23 protein-coding genes are annotated in these 22,497 nt (G+C 34.9%); 14 read left to right on the forward strand and 9 right to left on the reverse strand.

Going from position 1 to position 22,497, the window contains the following annotated elements:
- The first annotated feature begins 13 nt into the window (after positions 1-13).
- Complete coding sequence (locus tag ACJJVI_RS12570; RefSeq protein ID WP_405352231.1) at positions 14-511, forward strand: DUF2628 domain-containing protein; 498 nt, start codon at positions 14-16, stop codon at positions 509-511.
- A gap of 2 nt (positions 512-513) precedes the next feature.
- Complete coding sequence (locus ACJJVI_RS12575; RefSeq protein WP_405352232.1) at positions 514-1,314, forward strand: hypothetical protein; 801 nt, start codon at positions 514-516, stop codon at positions 1,312-1,314.
- 34 nt (positions 1,315-1,348) lie between these two features.
- On the opposite strand, the gene ACJJVI_RS12580 is transcribed toward ACJJVI_RS12575, so the two are convergent.
- The gene (locus ACJJVI_RS12580) at positions 1,349-2,200 is read right to left on the reverse strand and encodes an alpha/beta fold hydrolase (protein ID WP_405352233.1); all 852 of its coding nucleotides are present in this window, start codon (positions 2,198-2,200) and stop codon (positions 1,349-1,351) included.
- Between the two features lie 195 nt (positions 2,201-2,395).
- Here ACJJVI_RS12580 and ACJJVI_RS12585 point away from each other — a divergent pair, with 195 nt between their 5' ends.
- Positions 2,396-3,163 carry a CDP-alcohol phosphatidyltransferase family protein gene (locus tag ACJJVI_RS12585; protein ID WP_405352234.1) on the forward strand — a complete coding sequence of 256 codons (768 nt, stop codon included), beginning with the start codon at positions 2,396-2,398 and terminating at the stop codon, positions 3,161-3,163.
- Positions 3,164-3,181: 18 nt separating this feature from the next.
- Positions 3,182-3,529: a hypothetical protein gene (locus ACJJVI_RS12590; protein WP_405352235.1), complete on the forward strand. Its 348-nt coding sequence runs from the start codon at positions 3,182-3,184 to the stop codon at positions 3,527-3,529.
- 143 nt (positions 3,530-3,672) lie between these two features.
- Here the strand turns inward: ACJJVI_RS12590 and ACJJVI_RS12595 are convergent, their stop codons facing one another.
- Both ACJJVI_RS12595 and ACJJVI_RS12600 read right to left on the reverse strand, forming a co-directional pair.
- Positions 3,673-4,434 carry a thioredoxin family protein gene (locus ACJJVI_RS12595; protein WP_405352236.1) on the reverse strand — a complete coding sequence of 254 codons (762 nt, stop codon included), beginning with the start codon at positions 4,432-4,434 and terminating at the stop codon, positions 3,673-3,675.
- A gap of 12 nt (positions 4,435-4,446) precedes the next feature.
- The gene (locus ACJJVI_RS12600) at positions 4,447-4,968 is read right to left on the reverse strand and encodes a TlpA family protein disulfide reductase (protein WP_405352237.1); all 522 of its coding nucleotides are present in this window, start codon (positions 4,966-4,968) and stop codon (positions 4,447-4,449) included.
- 29 nt (positions 4,969-4,997) lie between these two features.
- Between ACJJVI_RS12600 and ACJJVI_RS12605 the strand changes: the two genes are divergently transcribed.
- The 3 genes from ACJJVI_RS12605 (at position 4,998) to ACJJVI_RS12615 (ending at position 8,864) form a co-directional block, all read left to right on the forward strand.
- Positions 4,998-5,171, forward strand: coding sequence for a hypothetical protein (locus tag ACJJVI_RS12605; protein WP_348021526.1), 174 nt, complete (start codon positions 4,998-5,000; stop codon positions 5,169-5,171).
- An 87-nt stretch (positions 5,172-5,258) separates the two neighbouring features.
- Positions 5,259-7,682: a TonB-dependent siderophore receptor gene (locus ACJJVI_RS12610; protein ID WP_405352238.1), complete on the forward strand. Its 2,424-nt coding sequence runs from the start codon at positions 5,259-5,261 to the stop codon at positions 7,680-7,682.
- Positions 7,683-7,742: 60 nt separating this feature from the next.
- A complete protein-coding gene (locus tag ACJJVI_RS12615; protein WP_348021527.1) occupies positions 7,743-8,864 on the forward strand; it encodes a PepSY-associated TM helix domain-containing protein in 1,122 nt (373 codons plus the stop codon).
- A gap of 66 nt (positions 8,865-8,930) precedes the next feature.
- Here the strand turns inward: ACJJVI_RS12615 and ACJJVI_RS12620 are convergent, their stop codons facing one another.
- Complete coding sequence (locus tag ACJJVI_RS12620; protein WP_348021758.1) at positions 8,931-9,572, reverse strand: protein-L-isoaspartate(D-aspartate) O-methyltransferase; 642 nt, start codon at positions 9,570-9,572, stop codon at positions 8,931-8,933.
- 107 nt (positions 9,573-9,679) lie between these two features.
- Here ACJJVI_RS12620 and ACJJVI_RS12625 point away from each other — a divergent pair, with 107 nt between their 5' ends.
- The 6 genes from ACJJVI_RS12625 (at position 9,680) to ACJJVI_RS12650 (ending at position 15,181) form a co-directional block, all read left to right on the forward strand.
- Positions 9,680-10,648, forward strand: a complete 969-nt coding sequence (locus ACJJVI_RS12625) for a Gfo/Idh/MocA family protein (protein WP_042248598.1) — start codon at positions 9,680-9,682, stop codon at positions 10,646-10,648.
- Entirely contained in the window at positions 10,648-11,901 is a 1,254-nt protein-coding gene (locus ACJJVI_RS12630) for a serine hydrolase domain-containing protein (RefSeq protein ID WP_405352239.1), read from the forward strand. Before ACJJVI_RS12625 ends, ACJJVI_RS12630 begins: the two co-directional genes overlap by 1 nt.
- Before the next feature lie 12 nt (positions 11,902-11,913).
- Positions 11,914-12,801, forward strand: coding sequence for a 3-hydroxyacyl-CoA dehydrogenase family protein (locus tag ACJJVI_RS12635; protein ID WP_036581813.1), 888 nt, complete (start codon positions 11,914-11,916; stop codon positions 12,799-12,801).
- 9 nt (positions 12,802-12,810) lie between these two features.
- Positions 12,811-14,034 carry a DUF1015 domain-containing protein gene (locus ACJJVI_RS12640; protein WP_317290869.1) on the forward strand — a complete coding sequence of 408 codons (1,224 nt, stop codon included), beginning with the start codon at positions 12,811-12,813 and terminating at the stop codon, positions 14,032-14,034.
- A complete protein-coding gene (locus ACJJVI_RS12645) occupies positions 14,031-14,699 on the forward strand; it encodes a YggS family pyridoxal phosphate-dependent enzyme (RefSeq protein ID WP_405352240.1) in 669 nt (222 codons plus the stop codon). Before ACJJVI_RS12640 ends, ACJJVI_RS12645 begins: the two co-directional genes overlap by 4 nt.
- A gap of 89 nt (positions 14,700-14,788) precedes the next feature.
- Positions 14,789-15,181, forward strand: coding sequence for a DUF2721 domain-containing protein (locus tag ACJJVI_RS12650; protein ID WP_042248594.1), 393 nt, complete (start codon positions 14,789-14,791; stop codon positions 15,179-15,181).
- 69 nt (positions 15,182-15,250) lie between these two features.
- On the opposite strand, the gene ACJJVI_RS12655 is transcribed toward ACJJVI_RS12650, so the two are convergent.
- From ACJJVI_RS12655 to dapF, 5 genes are all read right to left on the reverse strand, one after another.
- Positions 15,251-17,524, reverse strand: a complete 2,274-nt coding sequence (locus tag ACJJVI_RS12655) for a CotH kinase family protein (RefSeq protein WP_405352241.1) — start codon at positions 17,522-17,524, stop codon at positions 15,251-15,253.
- Between the two features lie 69 nt (positions 17,525-17,593).
- Positions 17,594-18,238 (reverse strand): hypothetical protein, encoded by a 645-nt coding sequence (locus ACJJVI_RS12660; RefSeq protein WP_042296619.1) that lies wholly within the window; start codon positions 18,236-18,238, stop codon positions 17,594-17,596.
- A gap of 234 nt (positions 18,239-18,472) precedes the next feature.
- The gene (gene mltG, locus ACJJVI_RS12665) at positions 18,473-19,519 is read right to left on the reverse strand and encodes an endolytic transglycosylase MltG (protein WP_405352242.1); all 1,047 of its coding nucleotides are present in this window, start codon (positions 19,517-19,519) and stop codon (positions 18,473-18,475) included.
- Entirely contained in the window at positions 19,512-20,033 is a 522-nt protein-coding gene (locus tag ACJJVI_RS12670; protein ID WP_042248587.1) for a GNAT family N-acetyltransferase, read from the reverse strand. The genes mltG and ACJJVI_RS12670 overlap by 8 nt, the downstream gene beginning before the upstream one ends.
- Complete coding sequence (gene dapF, locus ACJJVI_RS12675) at positions 20,030-20,812, reverse strand: diaminopimelate epimerase (protein ID WP_042270496.1); 783 nt, start codon at positions 20,810-20,812, stop codon at positions 20,030-20,032. The genes ACJJVI_RS12670 and dapF overlap by 4 nt, the downstream gene beginning before the upstream one ends.
- Positions 20,813-21,036: 224 nt before the next feature.
- Between dapF and ACJJVI_RS12680 the strand changes: the two genes are divergently transcribed.
- Positions 21,037-22,443 carry a S1C family serine protease gene (locus ACJJVI_RS12680; RefSeq protein WP_036581832.1) on the forward strand — a complete coding sequence of 469 codons (1,407 nt, stop codon included), beginning with the start codon at positions 21,037-21,039 and terminating at the stop codon, positions 22,441-22,443.
- Positions 22,444-22,497 lie beyond the last annotated feature (54 nt).

Consider the following 22,497-nt stretch of genomic DNA (forward strand, 5'->3'; position numbering starts at 1 on the left):
ATAGATTAAAATTATGAAAGACCCTTTAAATACAGACAGAGAAACCAACTGGGAATTATCCGCCTTTGTAGGTGAGAATCGAGCTTATTATTTAGAGAAATGGGAAAGCTTAAAAAACGGTAGTGTTTTATCTTTTAATTTCTACGCATTTTTATTTGGTATCACTTGGCTACTTTATAGAAAAATGTATCGTGAAGCAGGTATTTTATTTGCCATCATCCTTGTTGAGTCCGAGGTTACTTTTAATCTTGTTGGTGAGAATGGTGCGGTAGATATAGCAATTAGAATCTTCTATTCACTAGCCATTGGTTTTACGGCAAATTACTTTTACCTCAAACATGCCGAAAGAGAAATTCAGAAATTGAATGAACAATTTCAAGACCCTACTGCATTAAAAGAACTTATTATAAAGAAAGGTGGCACGTCTTGGGTTTCGGTAATAGTAGGAATAGCAATTATCGTTGGGTTATCGCTACTTCTCGCTTATTTATTAGGTGACTTGAATTTTTAGTTATGAGAATTTTCAAATTTTGGATGAAATATTCTAGAGAACTCTCTATAAATGGAATTAAACAACTCTCTACCACCTATGGAGGTTCTAATATCTCTGAAGATGAAGCTATTAAAGATGCTATTCTCAAACTTAACAACGCTCAAAAAAGAATCAATGGCGAGCTAGGCAGAAATAGAGACTATGAAGCAGACATCAGAGAAGAGATTATAGAAACAATTAATCAAGATAATATCATTACCAGAAATAGATATGGTGCACTGGTATTAAATTCTAAAAAATTAATGTTTATTGATATCGATGAATACTCATCTTCTGTAAGCGACCTTATCTTCAGAAGATCGTATTCTCAAAAACAGTTAATGCTGCGCAAGATTGAGAAAACAGCACAAAAAAAGGATTATCATCAACTGGGATTCAGAATATACGAGACCGCAAAAGGTTATCGTGTTTTAGTAACTAATAAAGATTTTGATCCTAGGAGTTATGAATCAAAGCGCATGATGAGAGATTTTAACGCAGATCATTTATACCGCTGGTTGTGCCGAAAACAGAATTGTTATCGCGCAAGATTAACACCTAAACCGCATCGCATCAATTTAAAAAGGATTAAAGTAATTTTCCCAAACAGGACAGCCGTACTGCAACAAGAATTAACAAATTGGCTTCATGAATATGAACTGAAATCTCAACGATCTTCTAGTTGTCATCTGGTAAAAGAAATTGGTCAGGTACGCACTAATGAAGCCATTGAATACCACGATCGATTGAGCGGTGTTAAATGGGAATATAATCTCGCTTAAATAAACCTTAAGTTGAAAGCAACACCACGATCGGCTACTGGGTTTGCTTTAATTTTTTAATCATTTCTAGCAAATAAGGTATAACCAGTTCCGGTCTTGCCCAGGCAATCTCGTGTCCCAAACCTGAGATAGGAACTACCTCAACATTTGAAAAAACAGATTGGCTATATGCCACGTTAATAAAAGGCACCAGTTCATCACGATCACCATGAATATGCATTACAGGAACGTTAACCTGTGACCAATCTTTTTCTATAGCAGCCAGTTCTTGTGCATGTACGGTTTTCTCATCTCCAGCCACTCGATAACCTGTAGGAACTAGCCACCGTGTTAACCACCATTGTGTAAAATCTGATTGCCAGACTCTTTTTTCATTGTCTGGATCAATCGCTGGCGACACCATTACAACAGCTTTTATATGATCATTTTCTATAGGTAATCGAGCAGCTACTGGACCACCATAGGAAGTACCTATGGCTATAACGTTCTTAAGGTTCAATTGATTTATAACCTCACTTATAACCTTAGTCTGTGTATCTATAGAGGTCATTTGTTTTCCAAAATTTGAATAGCCATAACCAGGTCGATCAATAGCGTGCAACTTTACGGTATGACGCAACGTGCTATCTTTTAAATAAGCCTGCCATGCCGTTAAGGAGCTGGGCGATCCATGTAAAAAAACTAGATTGTAATCCTCTAAACCTTGCGTGACACTTTGCACACGGACCTTTAAATCCAGGCTATCAATCTCAACATACGAGATGCTGGTTGGTATGTCTGCTTTCGCGAAAGCGGAATATATAGCCTCATCGGGTAATCGATATTGTAAACTTTTACAAGAGCTAAGAAATAGTAAACCTAGTAGAAAGAAAAAAAGAAGCCTCATGAGTTAATTATGACGTGATATAAAAGTAAGTTAATTTAGATAGTGATGAAATGTTATTCAACAAGTAAGAGATTAAGATGTAGAAATAGAGAAACGTGAAGTAACCTACAGTAGTGTACTATAAAGCTGTTTAGGTCGTATATTTGCAACCGTTAAAATTGGTATATTCCACATTACTGCTTTCTATGACATTACATGTCCAAACTTCCTCAAGAGCATAAATTTATCGATCTGTCCGATTATGGACGACCGATAGCAAAAATTATAGCTACTTCATTAAAAAATACAGCAGCAACACCAGTTCATGTGACCATAGGTTTTATAATATCTGGTCTTATAGCTGTTTATTGCATCTTAACAGGTTACTACTGGATTGCAGGTTTCTTTCTTATTCTTAAGTCCATATTAGACGCAGCAGATGGTGAGCTGGCTCGAATTAAACAAAAGCCATCTTACACAGGTCGTTATCTAGATTCTGTAGCAGACATTTTGCTTAACGCCATCATCTTTTTAACCATATGGTATGTCACAGACACTAGTTTATGGGTATGTATCACCGCTTTTATAGGGCTTCAATTACAAGGTACCTTATATAATTACTATTATGTCATCCTGCGCAATAAGTTTAATGGTGATAGAACCAGTCGTGTGTTTGAAAACAAAACTCCGATAGCATTAGATGGTGAAAAGCAACAACATGTTGATGTGCTCTTTAAGCTTTATAAATTTCTATATGGCGCCTTTGATAAGGCTATATATGTTTTAGATCCTAGAGCAGGTTATGGTAAACCATTACCTAAATGGTTTATGACCAGTGTTTCCACCTTTGGTTTAGGATTTCAATTACTTATAATTTCAGTAATGCTCATTCTAGGATTTAAAGCTTTCATTCTTCCCTTCTTTTTATATTATACCGTGATGGTATTGATCTTTGTAGGGATTAGAAAAATATTTTTTAAATGATAAATGGTTAACCAGTAGATGAGTTTTAAAACATTTCATAAAAACCTTGTAGTTAATTGTCAGATGATTACATTTCCTGACCAAGTTATGGAAGTACTAGAATATGACGACTTTTATGTGATAATGACAGATTATCATCAATCCAGTACTAATGAAAATGTTTATGGTATTGACCCTAATGGATTTATATTGTGGCAAATAAATCCATTTAAAAGTTCTATTGAAAATAAAGAGGTTGAGGATCTTTTCTTTAACCCATATACCTCAATCGAAAAGTTAAATTCACGACATGTTAAACTTATAGATTTTAATAATCAGTCTATAATAATAGAAGCCTATAGCGGTTGTCTTTCTGATGATAAGTAATACTAAATGGCGTAACGCTATAATCTCTATAAAACGATTTTTGGCAAGTATATACAATAAAAAAGCTGTCTTAAAAATAGCGTTCAATTCAAACTATAACTTGCTATTTTTTGTAGACAGCTTTAACAATCTGTATCAATAAATTAAGCTCTGCTTGCCTTAACGGGACAACCTATTGCCTTTGTAAAATTAGGCTCTGGCTTTTCACCTCTTTCTAAAGCATTTATAGCGTTTTCTAGATATTTGACTTTAACATCCTTGGCAGATTTTGCATTATCATCGATGGTACCTATATATTGCACTTTACGGTCCTGATCTAGCAGAAAAACGTGTGGTGTGCGCACTGCTCCATATTGCGGATAAATTTTCTGTCCTTCATCAACTAAATATGGAAAAGGGAAGTTTTTATCTTTTGCTCTTTGCTGCATCGCTGCATAGCCTTCTTTTTCATCTTCTGGACTGTTAGGATTAATGGCAACTACGCTATATCCTTTAGGTGCATAAGCATTATGCAACGCTATCAAACGGTCTTCATACATTTTTGCAAAAGGACATTCATTACAAGTAAAAGTCACAATATAACCTTTGGCATTTTCTATACTCTCAAGTGATACCACAGAACCACCTACATCTTTAAGGTTGAAATCTGTTGCAACATCTCCTATAGCATAACCACCGATCTCTTCGAGAGTTTTGGTCTGTTCTGGGCTACCAACTTTAGGAGGTCCTTTTCTCTCACCATGTGGTGGTGGTCCTTTTCTTTCCTCATCGTGATGAGAATGATCTTTATCGCTATGATGATTTTCAGTTTGTGAATTGTTATTCTCATTAGCCTCATTCTTACAAGAAAGTATGGTTAATGCAGTAAAACACATTACTGCAATACTTAATAATCTTTTTTTCATCTCAAAAATTGTTTAGTTATAAAATTGGTTTATTTGATTTTGAAAATCTTCTGCATTTTCAAAGGACTGTTCTAGATATAAGCGTTTATCTTTATTAAAAATGATGGTAAATGGTATAGCACCAGACCAACTAGGATCTATTTGATTAATCCAATAATTAGCATCGGGATCATCCATTAAAATAACACGTGACTTGATATTATTATCTTTCAAAAAAGGTTTTAAACTAGTCTCAACATCATTTGTAAAATCCATACTTACTAGTAACATATCTATATCAGGATTTTGACTTGCCACCTGTTGTAAATAGGGTAGTTCTGCGACACACGGCGCGCACCACATTGCCCAAAAGTTAACTACATGGATGCGGTCATCTTCATTTTCTAGATAAGGTTGCAACCCATTATAATCGACAATATCGATTGTATCGTGACTATACTCTTTCGATTCAAACACTTGACTATCAGCATTATTATTTTTACAACTCAATGTAATCAACATGATAAACACGTAATAGAATTTGATACTTTTCATTAAAGATTGGTCCAGATAATTTTATCACTATGACTTTAAATAAATCAAAAGGTTTAAACGTAGGGTCTTTTATTAACTCGCATTCGCGAAAGCGTATATACGATCTGCATAAAGTGTATGAAACGATAAAAACGGACATCATCATTAAAATTTATACTGTTATAAGCAGCACAGAATCAAGTGGTAATAAAACTCTTATTTAGATTTATTATAAATAGTTTGGTTACTTTAAAAGAGGCATATACTTTTGCACAAAATTCATCTATTAATAATAAGTCTAAATAAAAATAATGAAAACTTTAATACCCATTTTACTACTATTTTTTAGCGTACAAATAGCGCTATGTCAACAAGCATCGATAACAGGTGAGGTAACAGACAGTAACAATACTCCTTTACTAGGAGTAAACATATTTTTAAAAAACACCACAAAAGGTGTGCAATCTGATGTGGATGGTCAGTTTAAAATTGAGGAAATAGAAGATGGAAATTACACACTTATATTATCTTCTATAGGTTTTAAGACTAGAGAAATCCCTTTTTCTATTATCAATCAAAAAGATTTAAAAGTAGAAACAATCATTCTGTATGAGGGAAATGAAATCTTAAGTGCAATAGTTATTGAAGGAGAAAGACGTAATAAATTCTCGAGAAAAAAGACTGCATATGTGTCTAAATTACCACTTAAGGATATTGAGAACACACAAGTTTACAGCACGGTTACCAATGAACTTTTACAATCACAGATTGTCACCAATTTTGATGACGCTCTTAAAAATGCTACTGGTGTAGAAAACTTATGGACCTCTACTGGTCGTGGTGGTGATGGCGCAGGATATTTTTCTTTGCGTGGTTTTTCTGTACAACCACAATTAGTAAATGGATTACCAGGTTTAACTAACGGAACGATTAATCCGGCAAACATAGAACGTATTGAGGTTTTAAAAGGTCCATCTGCTACCTTATTTGGTAATGCTGTAAGCTCTTATGGTGGATTAATAAACGTAGTGACCAAAAAACCATATGCAGGCTCTGGCGGTGAGTTATCCTTTACATCGGGTTCCTATGGACTCAACCAGATAGTAGGTGATTACAATACAGCTTTAAGTAAGGAAGATGATTTATACTTCAGGATTAATACAGCTTATAGTACAGAGCAGAGTTTTCAAGATGCTGGTTTTAGAAAATCTTTTTTTGTGGCTCCATCATTATCCTACAAAGTAAATAACAGATTGTCTTTTTCATTTTATGGTGAGATAACTCAAGCAGAACAAACCAATCCAACTTTTTTATTCTTAAATAGAAGTGCACCTACTGCAGCTCGTAATCTAGAAGAACTGAACTACAACAACAAATTATCATTTACAAGTAATGATTTAACTCTAGAAAACCCAACACAAAACTACCGTATCGAGATGGATTATAAACTGTCTGATACGTGGCAATCACAAACATTGTTATCTAAGAGTTCCACATCAACAAAAGGATATTATTCTTACCTATTTGATTTTGGAATCCTAGAAGGAGACACTTATTCAAGATACATCAATAAACAAAATGCAAATACTCAAACAACAGATATTCAACAAAACTTTATAGGTGACTTCAAAATAGGCAAACTGCGCAACAGAATGGTGATAGGCCTAGATTATTTTAATGAATCACAGACTAATAATAGTACAGGATATGCGTTTTATGGCAATATTACACCAGACGGCGGTGCAAACGGTGACAATCCATTTACGGCTGCTATTGAGGAAGATGTATATCCATTATCAACTTCTGGTGTTGATGCAGCTCTTGCCGGCATCGGTGTTAGTAACGTAAAATCAAATTATGAAATTTACAGTGTCTATGCGTCTGATGTGTTAAATATTAGTGATCGCCTGTCTGTTATGGCTGGTTTACGAATTGATCATTTTAATAATGAAGGCGACCTTGCAACGATTGATGATGATTATGATCAGACGACACTTTCACCTAAGTTAGGTGTATTATATCAACCTATAAAAGATCAACTATCAGTATTTGCAAATTATCAAAACGGTTTTACTAACGTAGCACCTCAACTAGTTGGTGATCCATCTGCAGGAGCACAAACTTTAGCAACTTTTGATCCAGAGCAAGCCAATCAGATTGAAGTAGGAATCAAAACAAATCTTTTTAAAAATAGACTTAATGCCACCATAAGCTATTATGACATTAAGGTAAAAGACCGAGTAATAACTGATCCTTCTTCTCCATTCAATAAAATTCAAGGCGGCGAAGTTGTAAGCAGTGGTTTTGAAATAGAAATCAATGCTAATCCCATTAAAGGACTTAATATAAGAGCTGGTTATAGTAAAAATGATAGTGAGACAACTGAGTCTGACAATACAGAGATACTAAATAAAAGACCACTAGAGGCTGGACCTGAAACGTTATATAATCTATGGGCTAACTATGAATTTCAACAAGGAAATCTAGATGGCTTTGGACTAGGACTAGGTCTTAATGGAGCCAGTGAGCGATTTGCCATAAATTATGCCTCTACTGGTGATTTTATCTTACCTAGTTATACGATTGTAAACGCATCTGTCTTTTATCAAGCAGATCATTATCGAGTTGGTTTAAAGCTTAATAACGCCTTTAATAAAGAATATTATAAAGGTTGGACAACAATTAATCCACAAATGCCTAGAGCATTACTAGCTAACATTTCTTACCGTTTTTAATTAGCCAATTGTCAAAAAGAGCAGCTCCATGTAGAGTTGCTCTTTTTAAAATAAAATAAAATGACATTTAAAAAATTTGTATTTCAGTTACACAAAATCTTTGGTCTTGCCACAGGGATTGTTGTTTTTATTGTAGCCATTACTGGTTGTTGCTGGGCATTTAGAGAAGAGATAGAAAGTCTATATGATGATTATAAAAAAGTTAAACCACACAATGCACCTATATTAACGCCTACTGAAGCCAGAGATATAGCTGAAACGGTTTTCCCTAATAATACCGTACATGGTACCGTTTTTAAAAAAGCAGATGATGCCATTGAGGTCATTTTTTATGACGCACAACCAGAATTTTATCAAAGCGTATTCCTCAACCCTTATACTGGTAAGGTTATACAAGTAGATGATCATCTATCAGGTTTTTTTGCTTTTATTCTAAAAGGTCATATGCGCCTGTGGTTACCTAAAGATATCGGCGAGCAAGTGGTCGGTGTTTCTATATTACTATTCATATTCATCATCATTTCAGGTTTTATACTTTGGATTCCTAAGAAGAGAAAAAATATAAAACAACGCATCCAATTTGATTGGAAAAAAACCACAAGATGGAAACGTAAAAATTTTGATTTGCATACCGTGATAGGATTTTACATATGTTCATTTGCCTTAGTGCTTGCTTTTACTGGATCTATGATGTCCTATAACTGGCTTAAATATGTGGTTTATAAATCAACTGGTGGCGATAAAGAAGCTCGATTTATCATACCGCAAAATAATAGCGATACGCCACTTGATAATAAAACTATTCCCATGGATTATTTGATAGTAAAGCTTCATAAAGAAAATCCAGAGGCAAAAGCATTTGAATTACACTATCCTAAAACTGAAGAAGAAAGTATTTATATAGAAGTTACTAATAGCGATGGACTTTACTATGATGCTGACTTTAGATTCTTTGATCAACATACTTTAGAAGAAATAGAAACACCTAGTATTTATGGAAAATATAAAAATGCAAAAGTAGCAGATAAGATACAACGCATGAATTATGACATTCATATAGGTGCTATAGGTGGTATTGTAGGCAAAATAATTGCCTTTATAATTAGTTTCCTTACCGCTAGTTTGCCCATCACGGGAATTCTATTATGGTATGGCAGACACTATAAAAAGAAAAGAGTCTAATTTATTTGATTAATTATAGGTCTATTAACTTAAAAGCGATTTGAGAAATTACTTGAATCGCTTTTTTTATTGTTTCCCATCTAAAAATGGAACAAACCTAAACTCTCCAAAAGTTTCTTTAGAGAACTGTGTTGCAGATTCTCTAATCAATAAGGTCATGATTTGTGGGTCATCACCGACCGGTATGACCATGCGGCCACCTATTTTAAGCTGACTTAATAAAGTTTGAGGGATTTGAGGCGCACCACACGTGACTATAATAGAATCAAATGGCGCATCTTCTGGCATACCTTTATATCCATCACCAAAAAAATATCTTTTAGGCCTATAATTTAATTTTCTAAAAATCAGATTGGTCTTTTTGTACAATTCATTCTGACGTTCAATAGTGTAAACCTGTGCGCCCATTTCTAAAAGCACTGCGCATTGATAACCACTACCAGTTCCTATTTCTAGAATCTTATCATTAGGCTTAACTCGTAAAAGTTCGCTTTGAAAAGCAACCGTATAAGGATGCGATATGGTCTGGTCAGCACCTATAGGAAATGCTTTATTTTGATATGCATGCTCTAGAAAAGAACTGTCTAAAAATACATGGCGAGGCACTTTATTCATGGCATCCAGCACACGCTGGTCCTTGATTCCTTTCTCACGCATCAACTCTACCAGCTGGCGTCTTTTCCCTTTATGTATGAAGTCATCTTTGATACCGCTAATTTATAATGACTACTTAAAAATTACAGCACATTTTATCAAAAAGATTTAAGATAATTTTCTCCTTGCTAATCCTTATTTTTGTGGAAAACCCATAAACTATGCTTAAAGCTGGCGTGCTAGGTGCTGGACACCTCGGAAAAATTCACTTAAGACTTCTTGAACAAAGTGAGCGTTATGAATTAATAGGATTTTATGATGCAAATCCCGAGTATGCAGCATCCATTGAGGCAGAGTTTGGTTACAAATATTTTTCAGACATCGACGCACTTATCGCGGCCTGTGACATGATAGACGTGGTCACTCCTACTTCTTATCATCACGAGAGTGGAATGAAAGTTCTCGAGGCTGGCAAGCACTTATTTGTTGAAAAACCTATAACGGTTACTGTAGAAGAGGCAAATGATTTAATTGCGCTTTCGCGAAAGCGTAATGTAAAAGGTCAAGTAGGTCAGGTAGAACGTTTCAATCCGGCATTTAGATCTGTAGTAGATCGATTTGATAACCCAATGTTTATAGAAACTCATCGCCTGGCAGAGTTTAATCCACGTGGTACAGATGTAAGTGTAGTGCTGGATTTAATGATACACGACATTGATGCCATTTTAAGTGTGGTAAAAAGTCCTGTAAAATCTGTAAGTGCTAGTGGTGTTTCTGTAATTTCTAAAACTCCGGATATTGCTAACGCTCGTATAGAATTTGAAAATGGTTGTGTTGCAAATCTAACCGCTAGTCGTATCAGTCTTAAGAAAATGCGTAAAGCACGTTTTTTCCAGCGTGATGCTTACATATCTGTTGATTTTTTAACTAAAGCAGTAGAAGTTGTGCGTATGAAAGACGCGCCAGAGGTTCCAGGAGATTTTGATATGATTCTTAAAAATGCTGAAGGTGAGAAAAAACAAATCTATTTTGACAATCCTGATGTTGCAGATAACAATGCCATACTCGATGAACTAGAGACCTTTGCAGACGCTATAGAAAATGACACCAGACCAGTAGTAAATCTAGAAGATGGAACAGCGGCACTAGATGTGGCCTTAAAAATCATTAAGGAATTTAAATCACTGTAATGAATTATAAACTTCTGGTTAGCTTATTAATCTTATGTGGTTTGAGCAGCTGCAAAAATACTGATACTAGCGCTACTGATGAAAACATCATTGTAAAAGCTGTTGAAGTAGAACTGGATAAAAAATTAGATAGCATACACCAACTTAAACAATTTCATGGTATAGGTGTTTCTATAGTTAATAAAAAAGGACCTGTTTTTCAAGAAGGTTATGGATATCTAGATCGTAAGATAAGAGCAGACTATACAGAAAACACTATTCAAAACATCGCTTCTATCTCAAAAGTAATCTTAGGGTTAACTCTTGCTAAAGCAGTAGAAGACGGACACATCAAACTGGATGATGATATTAACAATTATCTTGATTTTAACGTACGCAATCCTCAATATCCAGATGATCCCATTTTAGTAAGGCATTTAACCTCACATACAAGTAGTATTCTAGATGGTGACTATTATGATTTGAGTTATATCAATCTTGAAGATGACGCTGTAGATAATCCTAAAATTGATCAAGAAGAACTTGCTTATTTTCATTCTCAGAAAACAGCTCCATGTCTTGAGGCCTATTTAAAAGAAGGTTTGCAGACAGTGGACTCCACACAGACTTCCTATATCTTTCATCAATTTGCACCAGGTACCGCATATTCATACTCAAACATAGGTGCTGGACTTACAGCATTGATTATTGAAAAAGCCACTAAAACTTCTTTTAAAGGATATTCTAAAAAGCATATCATTGATCCTTTAGGTTTAAAAAACACCTCTTGGAATGTTGCAGACCTAGACTCGCGTCAACGTAGCACTTTATACAGCACACTAGAACTGCGTTATCCTGTGTATCGATTAATCACATTTGCAGATGGTGGTTTATATACCACACCTAACGATCTAGGAATAATTCTTACTGAACTTATTAATGGTTATAACGGTAAGGGAACTTTATTAAAAACGTCCACCTATGTACAGTTATATAAAAAGCAACTAAATGAATCAATGTTTAAAACAGAAAAATCGCTAGCCGACTTTCAGAAAGGTTTTAATAAAGGAATGTTTATCACCTATGAAAGAGATGGCATAGGTCACTCTGGTGGTGATCCAGGCGTTTCTACCTTAATGTATTTTAATCCTAAAACTAGTATAGGTCAAATCACCTTTTTGAATACTGATTTTAATAGTCAGGAAGCTTATGATAGTTTTATTGCTATCGATTCCATTTTAAAAGAATATGGTAACAAATTATTAAAAAAATAAACAGCTATAACAATGAAAAATATAACCGTAATAGGAGCAGGAACCATGGGAAATGGTATCGCACATACATTTGCTCAAAAAGGATTTAAAGTAGCCCTAGTAGAACGTACACAAGAAGCTATCGATCGAGGTTTAGGAACTATTTCTAAGAATCTAGACCGCATGATTGCCAAAGAACGTATTACTGAAGCTGATAAATCAGCTACTCTAGGAAACATTACTACATTTCTGGACTTAAAAACTGGAGTGGCTCAAGCAGATTTAGTTGTAGAAGCAGCTACAGAAAATGTAGATCTTAAACTAAAAATATTTAGTGAAATGGACGAGTTTGCACCAGCAGACTGTATATTATCTACTAACACTTCATCTATTTCTATTACTCAAATCGCTGCGGTTACTAATCGTCCAGAAAAAGTTATAGGGATGCATTTTATGAATCCGGTGCCTATTATGAAACTGGTAGAAATCATAAGAGGTTATTCTACTAGTGATGAGGTCACTACTACTATCATGGAGTTATCAAAACAACTAGGTAAAACACCTACTGAAGTAAATGACTACCCAGGTTTTGTAGCAAATCGTATCTTGATGCCTATGATTAATGAGGCTATTGAAACCTTATATAATGGCGTTGCTGGTGTAGAAGAAATTGATACCGTAATGAAGTTAGGTATGGCACATCCTATGGGACCATTACAACTAGCAGACTTTATAGGATTAGACGTTTGTCTTTCTATTCTTAACGTCATGCACGATGGATTTAAAAACCCTAAATATGCACCATGTCCATTATTAGTAAATATGGTCATGGCAGGCAAAAAAGGTGTGAAATCTGGAGAAGGTTTTTATGACTATTCAGAATCCAGAAAAGCAGAGAAAGTGAGTGCTAGTTTTAAATAGGATTTTTAAATGCCCATCATAAAACCTTTTAAAGGAGTAAGAGCAGCACCGCATATGGCGTCACACGTCATATCGCGCACATATCAAGATTATAGTGACACAGAGCTAGAGGCGATTTTAAAATATAATCCCTTTAGCTTTTTGCACATTCTCAATCCTGGTTATAAATTTAGTAATAGCCTTAAGGGAGAAGAGCGATTTAATCTAGTGCGCAATCGGTATCTAGAATTTAAGGAAGAACAATACCTTGTTCAAGATGAATCGCCTGTATTTTACATCTATGAAAGATCAGATGCGGTACACTCTTACACAGGAATCATCGCTGGAACTTCCACTGTAGATTATGATAGCGGAAAGATAAAAAAGCATGAAGACACCTTAGAAAAACGAGAAAAACTATTTAAAGACTATTTGAAAACAGTAGGCTTTAATGCAGAGCCTGTACTACTCACCTATCCAGATGATCACGTCATTGATGAAGTAATTGACCAAGAAAAAAAGCACAGACCTGTCTATGATTTTGTTACCACAGATCGCAGTTGTCATAAACTATGGGTGATAAAAGACATCCATCATATACAGTCATTGCAACAGCAATTTGCAGCGATGCCACACGTCTATATTGCAGATGGTCACCACCGTAGTGCAAGCTCTTCCCTACTCGCTAGTGAGATGGGAGAAAAGCACGACAGCTATAATCATTTTATGAGTTACCTCATCGCTCAAAGTCAGTTGCGTATCTATGAATTTAATAGACTCGTTAAAGATCTAAACGGTTTGAGTAAAGAAGCTTTTCTCATGCAACTGGATATGAAATTCCGGATACAGAATCGTGGTCTAGAGATGTACAAGCCATCAAAAAAACACCATTTCTCTATGTATCTAGATGGCGAGTTTTACAGTTTGTATTTACGTAAAGACATTTATAACATTGAAACGCCACTCGATGATCTGGACACTCAAATGTTATTTGATTTGGTCTTAAATCCTATCTTAGGCATTGAGGACTTGCGCAACGATTCTCGGATCGCCTACAGTTATGGACAGACAGATTTATTGCGCATTAAAGATCGAGTAGATAAAAATGAATTTGCCGTTGGTTTTGGTTTATTCCCAGCCACAGTAGAGCAAATGAAATCCATCGCAGACGAGTCTCTAATCATGCCACCTAAGAGCACTTACATCAGACCTAAGTTACCTAGCGGCCTTACCATTTACGAATTTGAATCATGAGCATAAAAGATCATTTATTACGCTTTCGCGAAAGCATAGAACCCAAAGCCACTCTAGTTGCCGTAAGCAAAACTAAACCTATAAGCGATCTGCAAGAGGCTTATGATGCTGGACAAAGACACTTTGGCGAGAATAAAATTCAGGAAATGACCGAAAAATGGGAAACGCTACCTAAGGACATTTACTGGCACATGATAGGTCACACACAGCGCAATAAGGTAAAATATATGGCGCCTTATGTTCATTTAATTCACAGTGTGGATTCACCACGATTACTCAAGGAAATCAACAAACAAGCAGAAAAAAACGAAAGAGTCATCGATTGTCTTTTACAGATTCATATTGCTGAAGAGGAAACAAAATTTGGTTTTGATCAAAATGAACTGCTCGAGTTATTAAGCAGTGATGCCTTTGCAAGTTATAAAAACGTGCGCATCACAGGACTGATGGGCATGGCCACTTTTACAGATAATAAAGAACAAGTACGTAAAGAGTTTAAAAGTCTCAAAACACTACTAGACCATATCAACGACAATCACCTGATTAGTGATTCACACGATTTGAAAATACTTTCTATGGGAATGACAGGCGATTATAAAATCGCGATAGAAGAAGGTAGTACGATGGTGAGGATAGGTAGCGCGATTTTTGGGAGTAGGGCTTAACCGCGGTGTTTATTAAAAGACTTCGTTTTCTGTAGATATAAAACTTTCAATACTTATAACGAAATCAATAGTTAACTAAAAATCAAATTTTGGAATTATCCCTAAGCATACCTGCCCTACTCTTCCCAGCTATTTCATTAACCATGCTAGCTTATAACGCACGTTATCTAGCCATTGCTGCGTTAATAAGAAATCTACATGCTAAGTACGAAGAAAATCCATCAGATAAAGTACGTATTCAGGTTCAAAAATTAAGAAAGCGACTGACCATTATTAAAAATATGCAAGCTGTTGCTATTTTAAGTTTCTTACTTGCGGTAATCACGATGTTCTTAATTTATATAGAATTGAATTTTTGGGCAAATCTAGTTTTTGGAATCAGTTTACTGGCTTTAATGATATCACTGATTCTATCACTTATAGAGGTGCAGTTATCTACTAAAGCACTATCAATCCAACTGGAAAGTATAGAGAAGAAATAGAAATTAATTAAACGTAAAAAACCTGCAAAGGGAGCTATGCAGGTTTTTTTGTTGCCAATAATTATGAACTTATTGCTTAATCACCTTAACCGTTTGTTGATTATTAATGGTCAATAAATAGATTCCTTGCGTATAGTTTGTTAAGTCTAATTGACTTTGTTGTTCTCCATTAAATTTGAGACTCATCAACTGTTGTCCTTGTAAATTATACAGCGATATTTGATTAATACTTCCATTATTAGTTTTGATGTTTATCACATCGTTAACCGGATTAGGATAAATAGAATAATCTGTATTAAGTTCAAAGTCACTATTACTTAATGTTTCATTATTAGTGCCAAAAGTAGGTGCTTGAATCACAAAGTTACCAGTACCATTAGGTACACGAGCATATCCCATATCAGTGGTTTGTGCACCAAATGTGATGGACTCTATTACGGTTCCGTTATCATATGACAATACAGCATCCTCTCCATTTGATGAAAATTTTAAGTCGGCATGAAGACCTGTTTGAGTTAAATCTTTATCGCACCATACAATTAGATAGCTATCTGGAGCTATGGTTGTTCCACTAGGAAATTGCCACATTAAAGGATCAGTAGCATCATCAGATAGGTATAAGTTATCTAGACTCAAAGTTGAAGAAGAGTTATTATAAAGCTCTACCCAATCTTCATACTCACCATCATCATCTACAGCAGTTGTACTGTTAGACGCCATTATTTCATTAATAACTAAATCTCCAGGAGTAATTGTTGTGTAAGTTGCAACTATAGAGTGATATTCATACTCAGCTCTTGCTGGTGAAAATACCCCTATATTGTTATTTTCTGCATAAATATAGTATTGGGTCAATGAATTGGTAATCGGTAAGTCAATACCATAAACATTATCACCAGCAGCCCCATCATTATGTGCTCCATCATCATACATTAAAATCTTAGTAAATGGTACAAAATCACCTTCACGATATCCTAAATATACAGCCGTTGTATTCGTATTAGTTACTTGTGCAGTAACAGTTATCGTATTGCCTATGATTGGTGTAGCTATAGATGGAGCTACCGCGGTAATAGAAGGCTGTATGGCAGTAAAGTCAGACTGTGCTAATAAATATGTACTTCTCGCACTCATTAAATTTGTTAATCCACTAGCAGTATTCATTTGTGCATTTACATCTGAATTGATATTACTATTGAACTGTGCGTAGCTGTAAAACTTATTATTATCTGCTTGTACGGCAAGGTCAATAATATTTTGATAAGCATTTGCGCTAGTTAAATAATCAGAGTTCGATATATTTTCAGTTAAAATCGTTTTAAAATGAGCCAGATACATTTTTTTATAACGTGGTACTGCCATTAACTTACTCATCAATGGCCACGCAGCGTCATTTTCATGTAACAAATGAGTTAACTGACTTTTCTGCGTAGTACTATTCAAAGATCCTCCAGATCCAGTCTGACCGAAAGTTCCGAAAGACATGTTCAAATCCCAAACTACTGGTCTAAATCTACCGTTATCATCTTTATATAAATAATAGTTTTGTTTAAATTGACCTAGATAACTGTCTAAGTTTACCATCACATTATCAAAGGCAAGCATCCATAATGCAGCATCTACGTCTAGCACAGTTTCTATATTGTTTATATCCGTATTTAATATTCTAGTTAATTCTATTAAATCATCCCATCCAGTACCTGTCACATCTGACTTTATTTCATAAGCGTCTTCATAACTTGTGTAATTGGTTCCTAGATATTGTAAACTAGGAAAATCATTTCCTTGAGGTCCTGCGCCTGCTGGTGGACTACAACTAAAGAATGCATTATCATTTGAGTTAAAGTGCTTATTGACGAATTTCTTTGAAATTGACTCTACATTAGTATACAACCCAATCAATGTTCCATTTACGTATACATTAGCATAGTTTGCTTGTGGCGCATCCATGTATTTATTGACAATGTTATAGGAAACTGTTTCTCTAACAAATGATGGATCAAAATAAACATTGGCTAGTTTAAGATCTGTGTAGCCTTCATAATCTTGATCAACATAAGTATCTAGCTCGATGTGAAAAGGGTTTTTAGTTTGGTTTGCTCTATAAGAACTGTTCCCTTTATATTTCACACCTACATTGTTAAATACGGTACCATTAATAGTCACTGAAGTGGCCGCTATATAACCATCTGCGCCAGCTTTCTCGGCATCTAATAATGCGTCCCAATTGCTTTGCGCAAAGACAATTCTAATGTCTTGGATGGTATTCATGTCATAAAGAGTCTGAGAATAGACCGTTGCTACTTGAACTAATAGCAAAAAGAGTAGTAAAGTTTTTTTCATGATTAAAGTCTTATTATTCAGATTAGACTTTAATTTCATGTAAAGGTTTAATCAAACCTTAAAAAAATCTTAATAATCGATAACTTCACTTAAGTCATAACCTCCAAAACGTTTCATATAAGTCTTTACAGAACTACCGTAAGCATCACGATTAGACTTACGACCTTTAGTTTTAAAGAAACGTTTTACACCACCAGGACCAGAAAGGTGTGCTGCAGCAAGAATGCCGCTTTCAGTAACATGTATACCACCTATCTTTTTGCCAGCATATTGTTTAATATATGGCTCTAAAATTTCATGATTGTAACGTAAATTTTTAATAAACACGCGTTCTTGTAATCTAGGAGATCTTAAAAATTGCAAGGAATCTCTAACACCTAAAGTTTCTAATGTGGTCATACCAAATTGATATTTCCCCATATAACCTAGACTATTCACTTTCCAAAATTTCCCTTGAGATTCTTTAAAAGCTAAGGCTTCTCTAAAAGTTAAAAATGAATCTGGTGGTGTAATCGCTAAAGAGTAATAGCGTACATCAAATAAATTAGAGCTTGCCACAGGACCTATAAAAGCATCTGCATCATAGAACTCTTCATTGATCTTATTAACACTGGTTTTAAAAACACCAGAATCTAATTTCAAGTGGTTATTACTAAAAGACCAAAAGATTAACACTAGTGGTAAAACAACCAAATACACATGACGTGATTTCATAAATTTTGTTTTCGAAAGTTACTGTCACCCTTTCTTTAACGCGGCGCAAATTTACGACTAATTAACGGTTGTGGATTTTTAAGATGTTAAATTAGTCCTAACAGACTCATAAATATTTGAAAACCAAAATCATACGCAATACTTCACATGGATTTTTAAAAACTTAACTAAAGATAATTTCATAAGCTTTTTGTGGAAATCAGTAAATAAAATGGCTATTCTAGAAGAAACAACTTATCTATTTATTCCTTGTCTACTAACCCATCTACGATAAGCAGCTGCATTTGCATTATGTTGACTTAAAGTCTTAGCAAACTTATGATACCCAAAATTTTCAACATTGGCTACAAAATAATAATAACCATGCCTCTCATAATTAAGAACTGCATCTATAGCATTTAAATCTGGCGTGATAATAGGTCCTGGAGGAAGACTTGCATACTTATAAGTATTATATGGAGAATCTATGGTTAAATCAACGTACAAAACGCGTTTAATAATCTGACTGAAATCTTTTTCCTTTAGTTTTTTAGCATAAATTACTGTTGGGTCTGCATCGAGTTTAATTCCTCTATTCAATCTATTCATGTAAACACCTGCAACTCTAGGACGTTCATCTACTTTAGCCGTTTCTTTCTGAACTATACTGGCAAGTGTATAAACTTCTTGAGGAGTGAGATCTATCTTTTTTGCTTTTGCGAGTCTGTCTTCATTCCAGAAATTTTTATAAGCACTTAACATTTTATCTCTCAGTTTTACAGCACTAGTATTCCAGTAACAATCATAAGAATTGGACAAATACATGGTCAGTGCAGTTTCTTCTGTAAACCCATGTTCCTTTAAAAAAGCTGAATCTTTCATCACTTTTAATAGAGTGAGGCTATCTGGTTCAACCTGCTGTGCTAGCCTACCTGCTAGATTTTCTAGTCGCTCTTGATTATTAAATCGCACTTTTACGGGTTGGTTCTGACTGCGAATGGTATTGATAATATCATTATTACTCATTCCTTTTTTAAGAATATAATGTCCAGGTTTTACATTTGAGTTGTAACCTTTACGCACCGCAGTTTCATGAAATGCATCTCGGTCTTCAACAGCGTCTGCTACTAGCATAAAAGCGGCATTATAGTCTGCTGTTGATGGAATGAAAACTTCATAAGTTTGAGTCTCAAAGTTTGTATTTGCACTAAAAAAGGTGCTATAAACTTTATAGGCAAATAAAGACATTGCGATTAAGCCCACTAGGGCTACTCCTACGATTACGTTTTTATATTTATTCATTAATAAGTTGGTAGGTGATTTCGTTTTTATAAGAAGTTTCTGTGGCAATCCAGTCTTTTTTTATTCCGCTTTCGCGAAAGCGTAATTTCTCAAACAACTTTCTGCTAGCTTTATTATCCTCTGTAATACCAGCATACAGCTGGTGTAACCTAAGATGCTTGAAGGCATAATCAATCATTAATTGTAGTCCTTCTGAGGCATAACCCTTTTGACGATCTGCATGTTGAGATATCACGATTCCTACACCAGCACGTTTATGATAAGGATCAAAATCGTAAAGATCCACAACACCTATTATTTCTTCTTTTAAATTACAAATGGCAAGTCGCAATTGCTTGACCTCATAGATATCACGATGCGCGTTTTCTAGATATTCTCTGATTGTATATTTTGAAAATGGCGTCCAGGTATTTCCCACTTCCCATAACTCGGAATTGTTTTCTAATCTATAGATAAACTCCATATCTTCAGGATCTACAGCTCTTAAAAAGCAATGTTGAGATTGTAGCATCATGCTGTAAAGGTTCCTTTAAAAACTTGCAGCGCAGGTCCTGTGAGCCATATATTTTCATATCCAGTATCACAAGCTTCAAAAGATACTTTTAAAACACCACCTGGTGTCTCTAAAGTCACCTCATTAGACGCTGTGTGGTTAGTCTTGTGCATAGCAATAGCAACAGCTGTAACGCCAGTACCGCAACTTAGTGTTTCATCCTCTACTCCACGCTCATAAGTACGTACTTTAAAGGTGTTGTTATCTTGAAGCTGAACAAAATTAATATTTGCACCAGCTTTTCCATATACATTATCTCGCAAGTACTTTCCTTCTTTATAAACATCTAGTTCTGTCAAATTTTCAGTAAGTTGAACATGATGTGGTGATCCAGTATCTGTGAAAACATAGCTGTTTTCTAATCGCATATCTGTAACATCACTCATCTGTAAACTGATAGATATATCATCCACAACTCTAGCGTGATGCAAACCATCGATAGCTTCAAAGGTTGTCGTATCTTTTATTATCTCTAGAAATTGAGCAAATCGTACTAGACATCTTCCTCCATTACCACACATGGTACTTTCCTGGCCATCTGCATTAAAATAAACCATTTTAAAATCTGCCGTAGGATGATTTTCTAACAAAATAAGTCCATCTGCACCTATGCCAAATTTTCGGTCACATAATAATTCTATGAGTTTGGTATCGTTTTTGGAAAATAATTGATCACGATTATCAATCATGACAAAGTCGTTACCGGTTCCTTGGTATTTATAGAATTGTATATGGCTCATAATTGCAAAGGTAAAGCGAAAACTTTTTTCTGCCGCTTATGGCCGCAATTTCTTAATGATCATAATAAAGAGGAAAATAGATGATACAGCTGTTATAAAATTAAAAAAGAAATCTATTTCTTAAAAAGCTTATGCTCAACTGTTAAATAAGGTTAAACTAATATGTATTGTACAATCACTAAACTAATTTTAAGTTATTAAGTCATAATAGAAAAAGAAAGCAAATGAAAACATTTATCAAATCTCTAGGAATGGCTATTCTAGGTGGAATAGTCGCATTAGGCGGTTACCAACTGGTACAAAATGAAGAATCTAATGGTGCCATCACTCAATCATCTATCATAGAAAGCCCTTTACCGGTAACACCTGTTTCTTACACAGGCAACACCTCTATTGCTGGTGTAGATTTTACTGAAGCAGCGGAAAAAACCGTACACTCTGTGGTACATGTAATTAATAAAACAGTCGCTAGAGCACCTATGTCCATGGCAGATGTATGGGCAGGACGCACTCCATACCGTGAGGCTATAGGAACAGGTAGCGGTGTTATTATCACACCAGATGGTTATATAATCACTAACAATCACGTGATTAAAAATTCTAACCATTTACAAGTGACGTTAAACAACAATCAAACTTATAAGGCAGAACTTATAGGAGCAGATGAAGAAAGTGATATCGCATTAATTAAAATTGATACCGATGAGGATTTACCGTTTGTTCCTTTTGGCGATTCTAATAATGCTAAAATTGGAGAATGGGTATTAGCAGTAGGAAACCCTTTTAATCTTACCAGTACAGTAACCGCAGGAATTATAAGCGCAAAAGGTCGTGACCTTGAATCTCGTGATTCAAAAGTCCAATCGTTTATTCAAACAGACGCAGCAGTTAATCCAGGGAACTCTGGTGGTGCGCTAGTAAATACACGTGGTGAACTTATAGGAATTAATACAGCAATTAAATCTCAAACAGGTTCTTATATAGGTTACTCATTTGCAGTGCCGTCTAATAATGCTCGTAAAATCATCGAGGATTTTATGGAGTTTGGTTTTGTACAAAAAGGTATGTTAGGTATCAGAGGAACGGACCTAAACGGGACAAACTCTAAAGAATTTGGCCTTAACTCTACTGAAGGAATATATGTAGCAGAAATCGTAGAAGATAGCGGTGCCGATAAAAGTGATTTACAGAAAGGAGATGTAATCACTTCTCTAGATGGTGTTAAAATCAGTAAGTTCTCTGAATTATCTGGTTATATAAAAACCAAAAATCCAGGTGATGTTGTTAACGCCGAAGTGATTAGAAAAAACAATCTGATTCAAATACCTATCACTATTACAAAAAATAATACGGTAACCATCCCACAAATTGAAATGGAATTGCGCAACTTAACCGGTGAAGAAAAAAAGATCTTTGATGTTAAGGATGGAGTGAAAATCACTAAAACAATAGGTAAATTATCACGTTACAACCTCAGCGATTATATTGTCACAAAAGTTAATGATACAGATGTAACAGACATAGATGATATTCAGGCTGTTTTAAGAGATGTTGTTCCAAATGAAACGCTATTGATTCAAATGAAAAATTCTAAAGGTGAAATAGAACGTTTCCGATACACGGTGAATTAGTTAAGATACTATAAAAATACCTTATGCGTCAATTGTAAGGTATTTTTCTTATTG

It is taken from the genome of Nonlabens sp. Asnod3-H03 (genome assembly GCF_045063665.1).
GTDB lineage: Bacteria > Bacteroidota > Bacteroidia > Flavobacteriales > Flavobacteriaceae > Nonlabens > Nonlabens ulvanivorans.

Coding starts and splice junctions, on each gene's coding strand:
- dapF (WP_042270496.1), bottom strand. CDS start 20,812: ATGAGCCATATACAATTCTATAAATACCAAGGAACCGGTAACGACTTT.
- ACJJVI_RS12590 (WP_405352235.1), top strand. CDS start 3,182: ATGAGTTTTAAAACATTTCATAAAAACCTTGTAGTTAATTGTCAGATG.
- ACJJVI_RS12645 (WP_405352240.1), top strand. CDS start 14,031: ATGAGCATAAAAGATCATTTATTACGCTTTCGCGAAAGCATAGAACCC.
- ACJJVI_RS12680 (WP_036581832.1), top strand. CDS start 21,037: ATGAAAACATTTATCAAATCTCTAGGAATGGCTATTCTAGGTGGAATA.
- ACJJVI_RS12615 (WP_348021527.1), top strand. CDS start 7,743: ATGACATTTAAAAAATTTGTATTTCAGTTACACAAAATCTTTGGTCTT.
- ACJJVI_RS12630 (WP_405352239.1), top strand. CDS start 10,648: ATGAATTATAAACTTCTGGTTAGCTTATTAATCTTATGTGGTTTGAGC.
- ACJJVI_RS12575 (WP_405352232.1), top strand. CDS start 514: ATGAGAATTTTCAAATTTTGGATGAAATATTCTAGAGAACTCTCTATA.
- ACJJVI_RS12570 (WP_405352231.1), top strand. CDS start 14: ATGAAAGACCCTTTAAATACAGACAGAGAAACCAACTGGGAATTATCC.
- ACJJVI_RS12580 (WP_405352233.1), bottom strand. CDS start 2,200: ATGAGGCTTCTTTTTTTCTTTCTACTAGGTTTACTATTTCTTAGCTCT.
- ACJJVI_RS12635 (WP_036581813.1), top strand. CDS start 11,914: ATGAAAAATATAACCGTAATAGGAGCAGGAACCATGGGAAATGGTATC.
- ACJJVI_RS12585 (WP_405352234.1), top strand. CDS start 2,396: ATGTCCAAACTTCCTCAAGAGCATAAATTTATCGATCTGTCCGATTAT.
- ACJJVI_RS12670 (WP_042248587.1), bottom strand. CDS start 20,033: ATGATGCTACAATCTCAACATTGCTTTTTAAGAGCTGTAGATCCTGAA.
- ACJJVI_RS12595 (WP_405352236.1), bottom strand. CDS start 4,434: ATGAAAAAAAGATTATTAAGTATTGCAGTAATGTGTTTTACTGCATTA.
- ACJJVI_RS12640 (WP_317290869.1), top strand. CDS start 12,811: ATGCCCATCATAAAACCTTTTAAAGGAGTAAGAGCAGCACCGCATATG.
- ACJJVI_RS12625 (WP_042248598.1), top strand. CDS start 9,680: ATGCTTAAAGCTGGCGTGCTAGGTGCTGGACACCTCGGAAAAATTCAC.
- ACJJVI_RS12660 (WP_042296619.1), bottom strand. CDS start 18,238: ATGAAATCACGTCATGTGTATTTGGTTGTTTTACCACTAGTGTTAATC.
- ACJJVI_RS12605 (WP_348021526.1), top strand. CDS start 4,998: ATGACTTTAAATAAATCAAAAGGTTTAAACGTAGGGTCTTTTATTAAC.
- ACJJVI_RS12600 (WP_405352237.1), bottom strand. CDS start 4,968: ATGAAAAGTATCAAATTCTATTACGTGTTTATCATGTTGATTACATTG.
- ACJJVI_RS12610 (WP_405352238.1), top strand. CDS start 5,259: ATGAAAACTTTAATACCCATTTTACTACTATTTTTTAGCGTACAAATA.
- ACJJVI_RS12655 (WP_405352241.1), bottom strand. CDS start 17,524: ATGAAAAAAACTTTACTACTCTTTTTGCTATTAGTTCAAGTAGCAACG.
- mltG (WP_405352242.1), bottom strand. CDS start 19,519: ATGAATAAATATAAAAACGTAATCGTAGGAGTAGCCCTAGTGGGCTTA.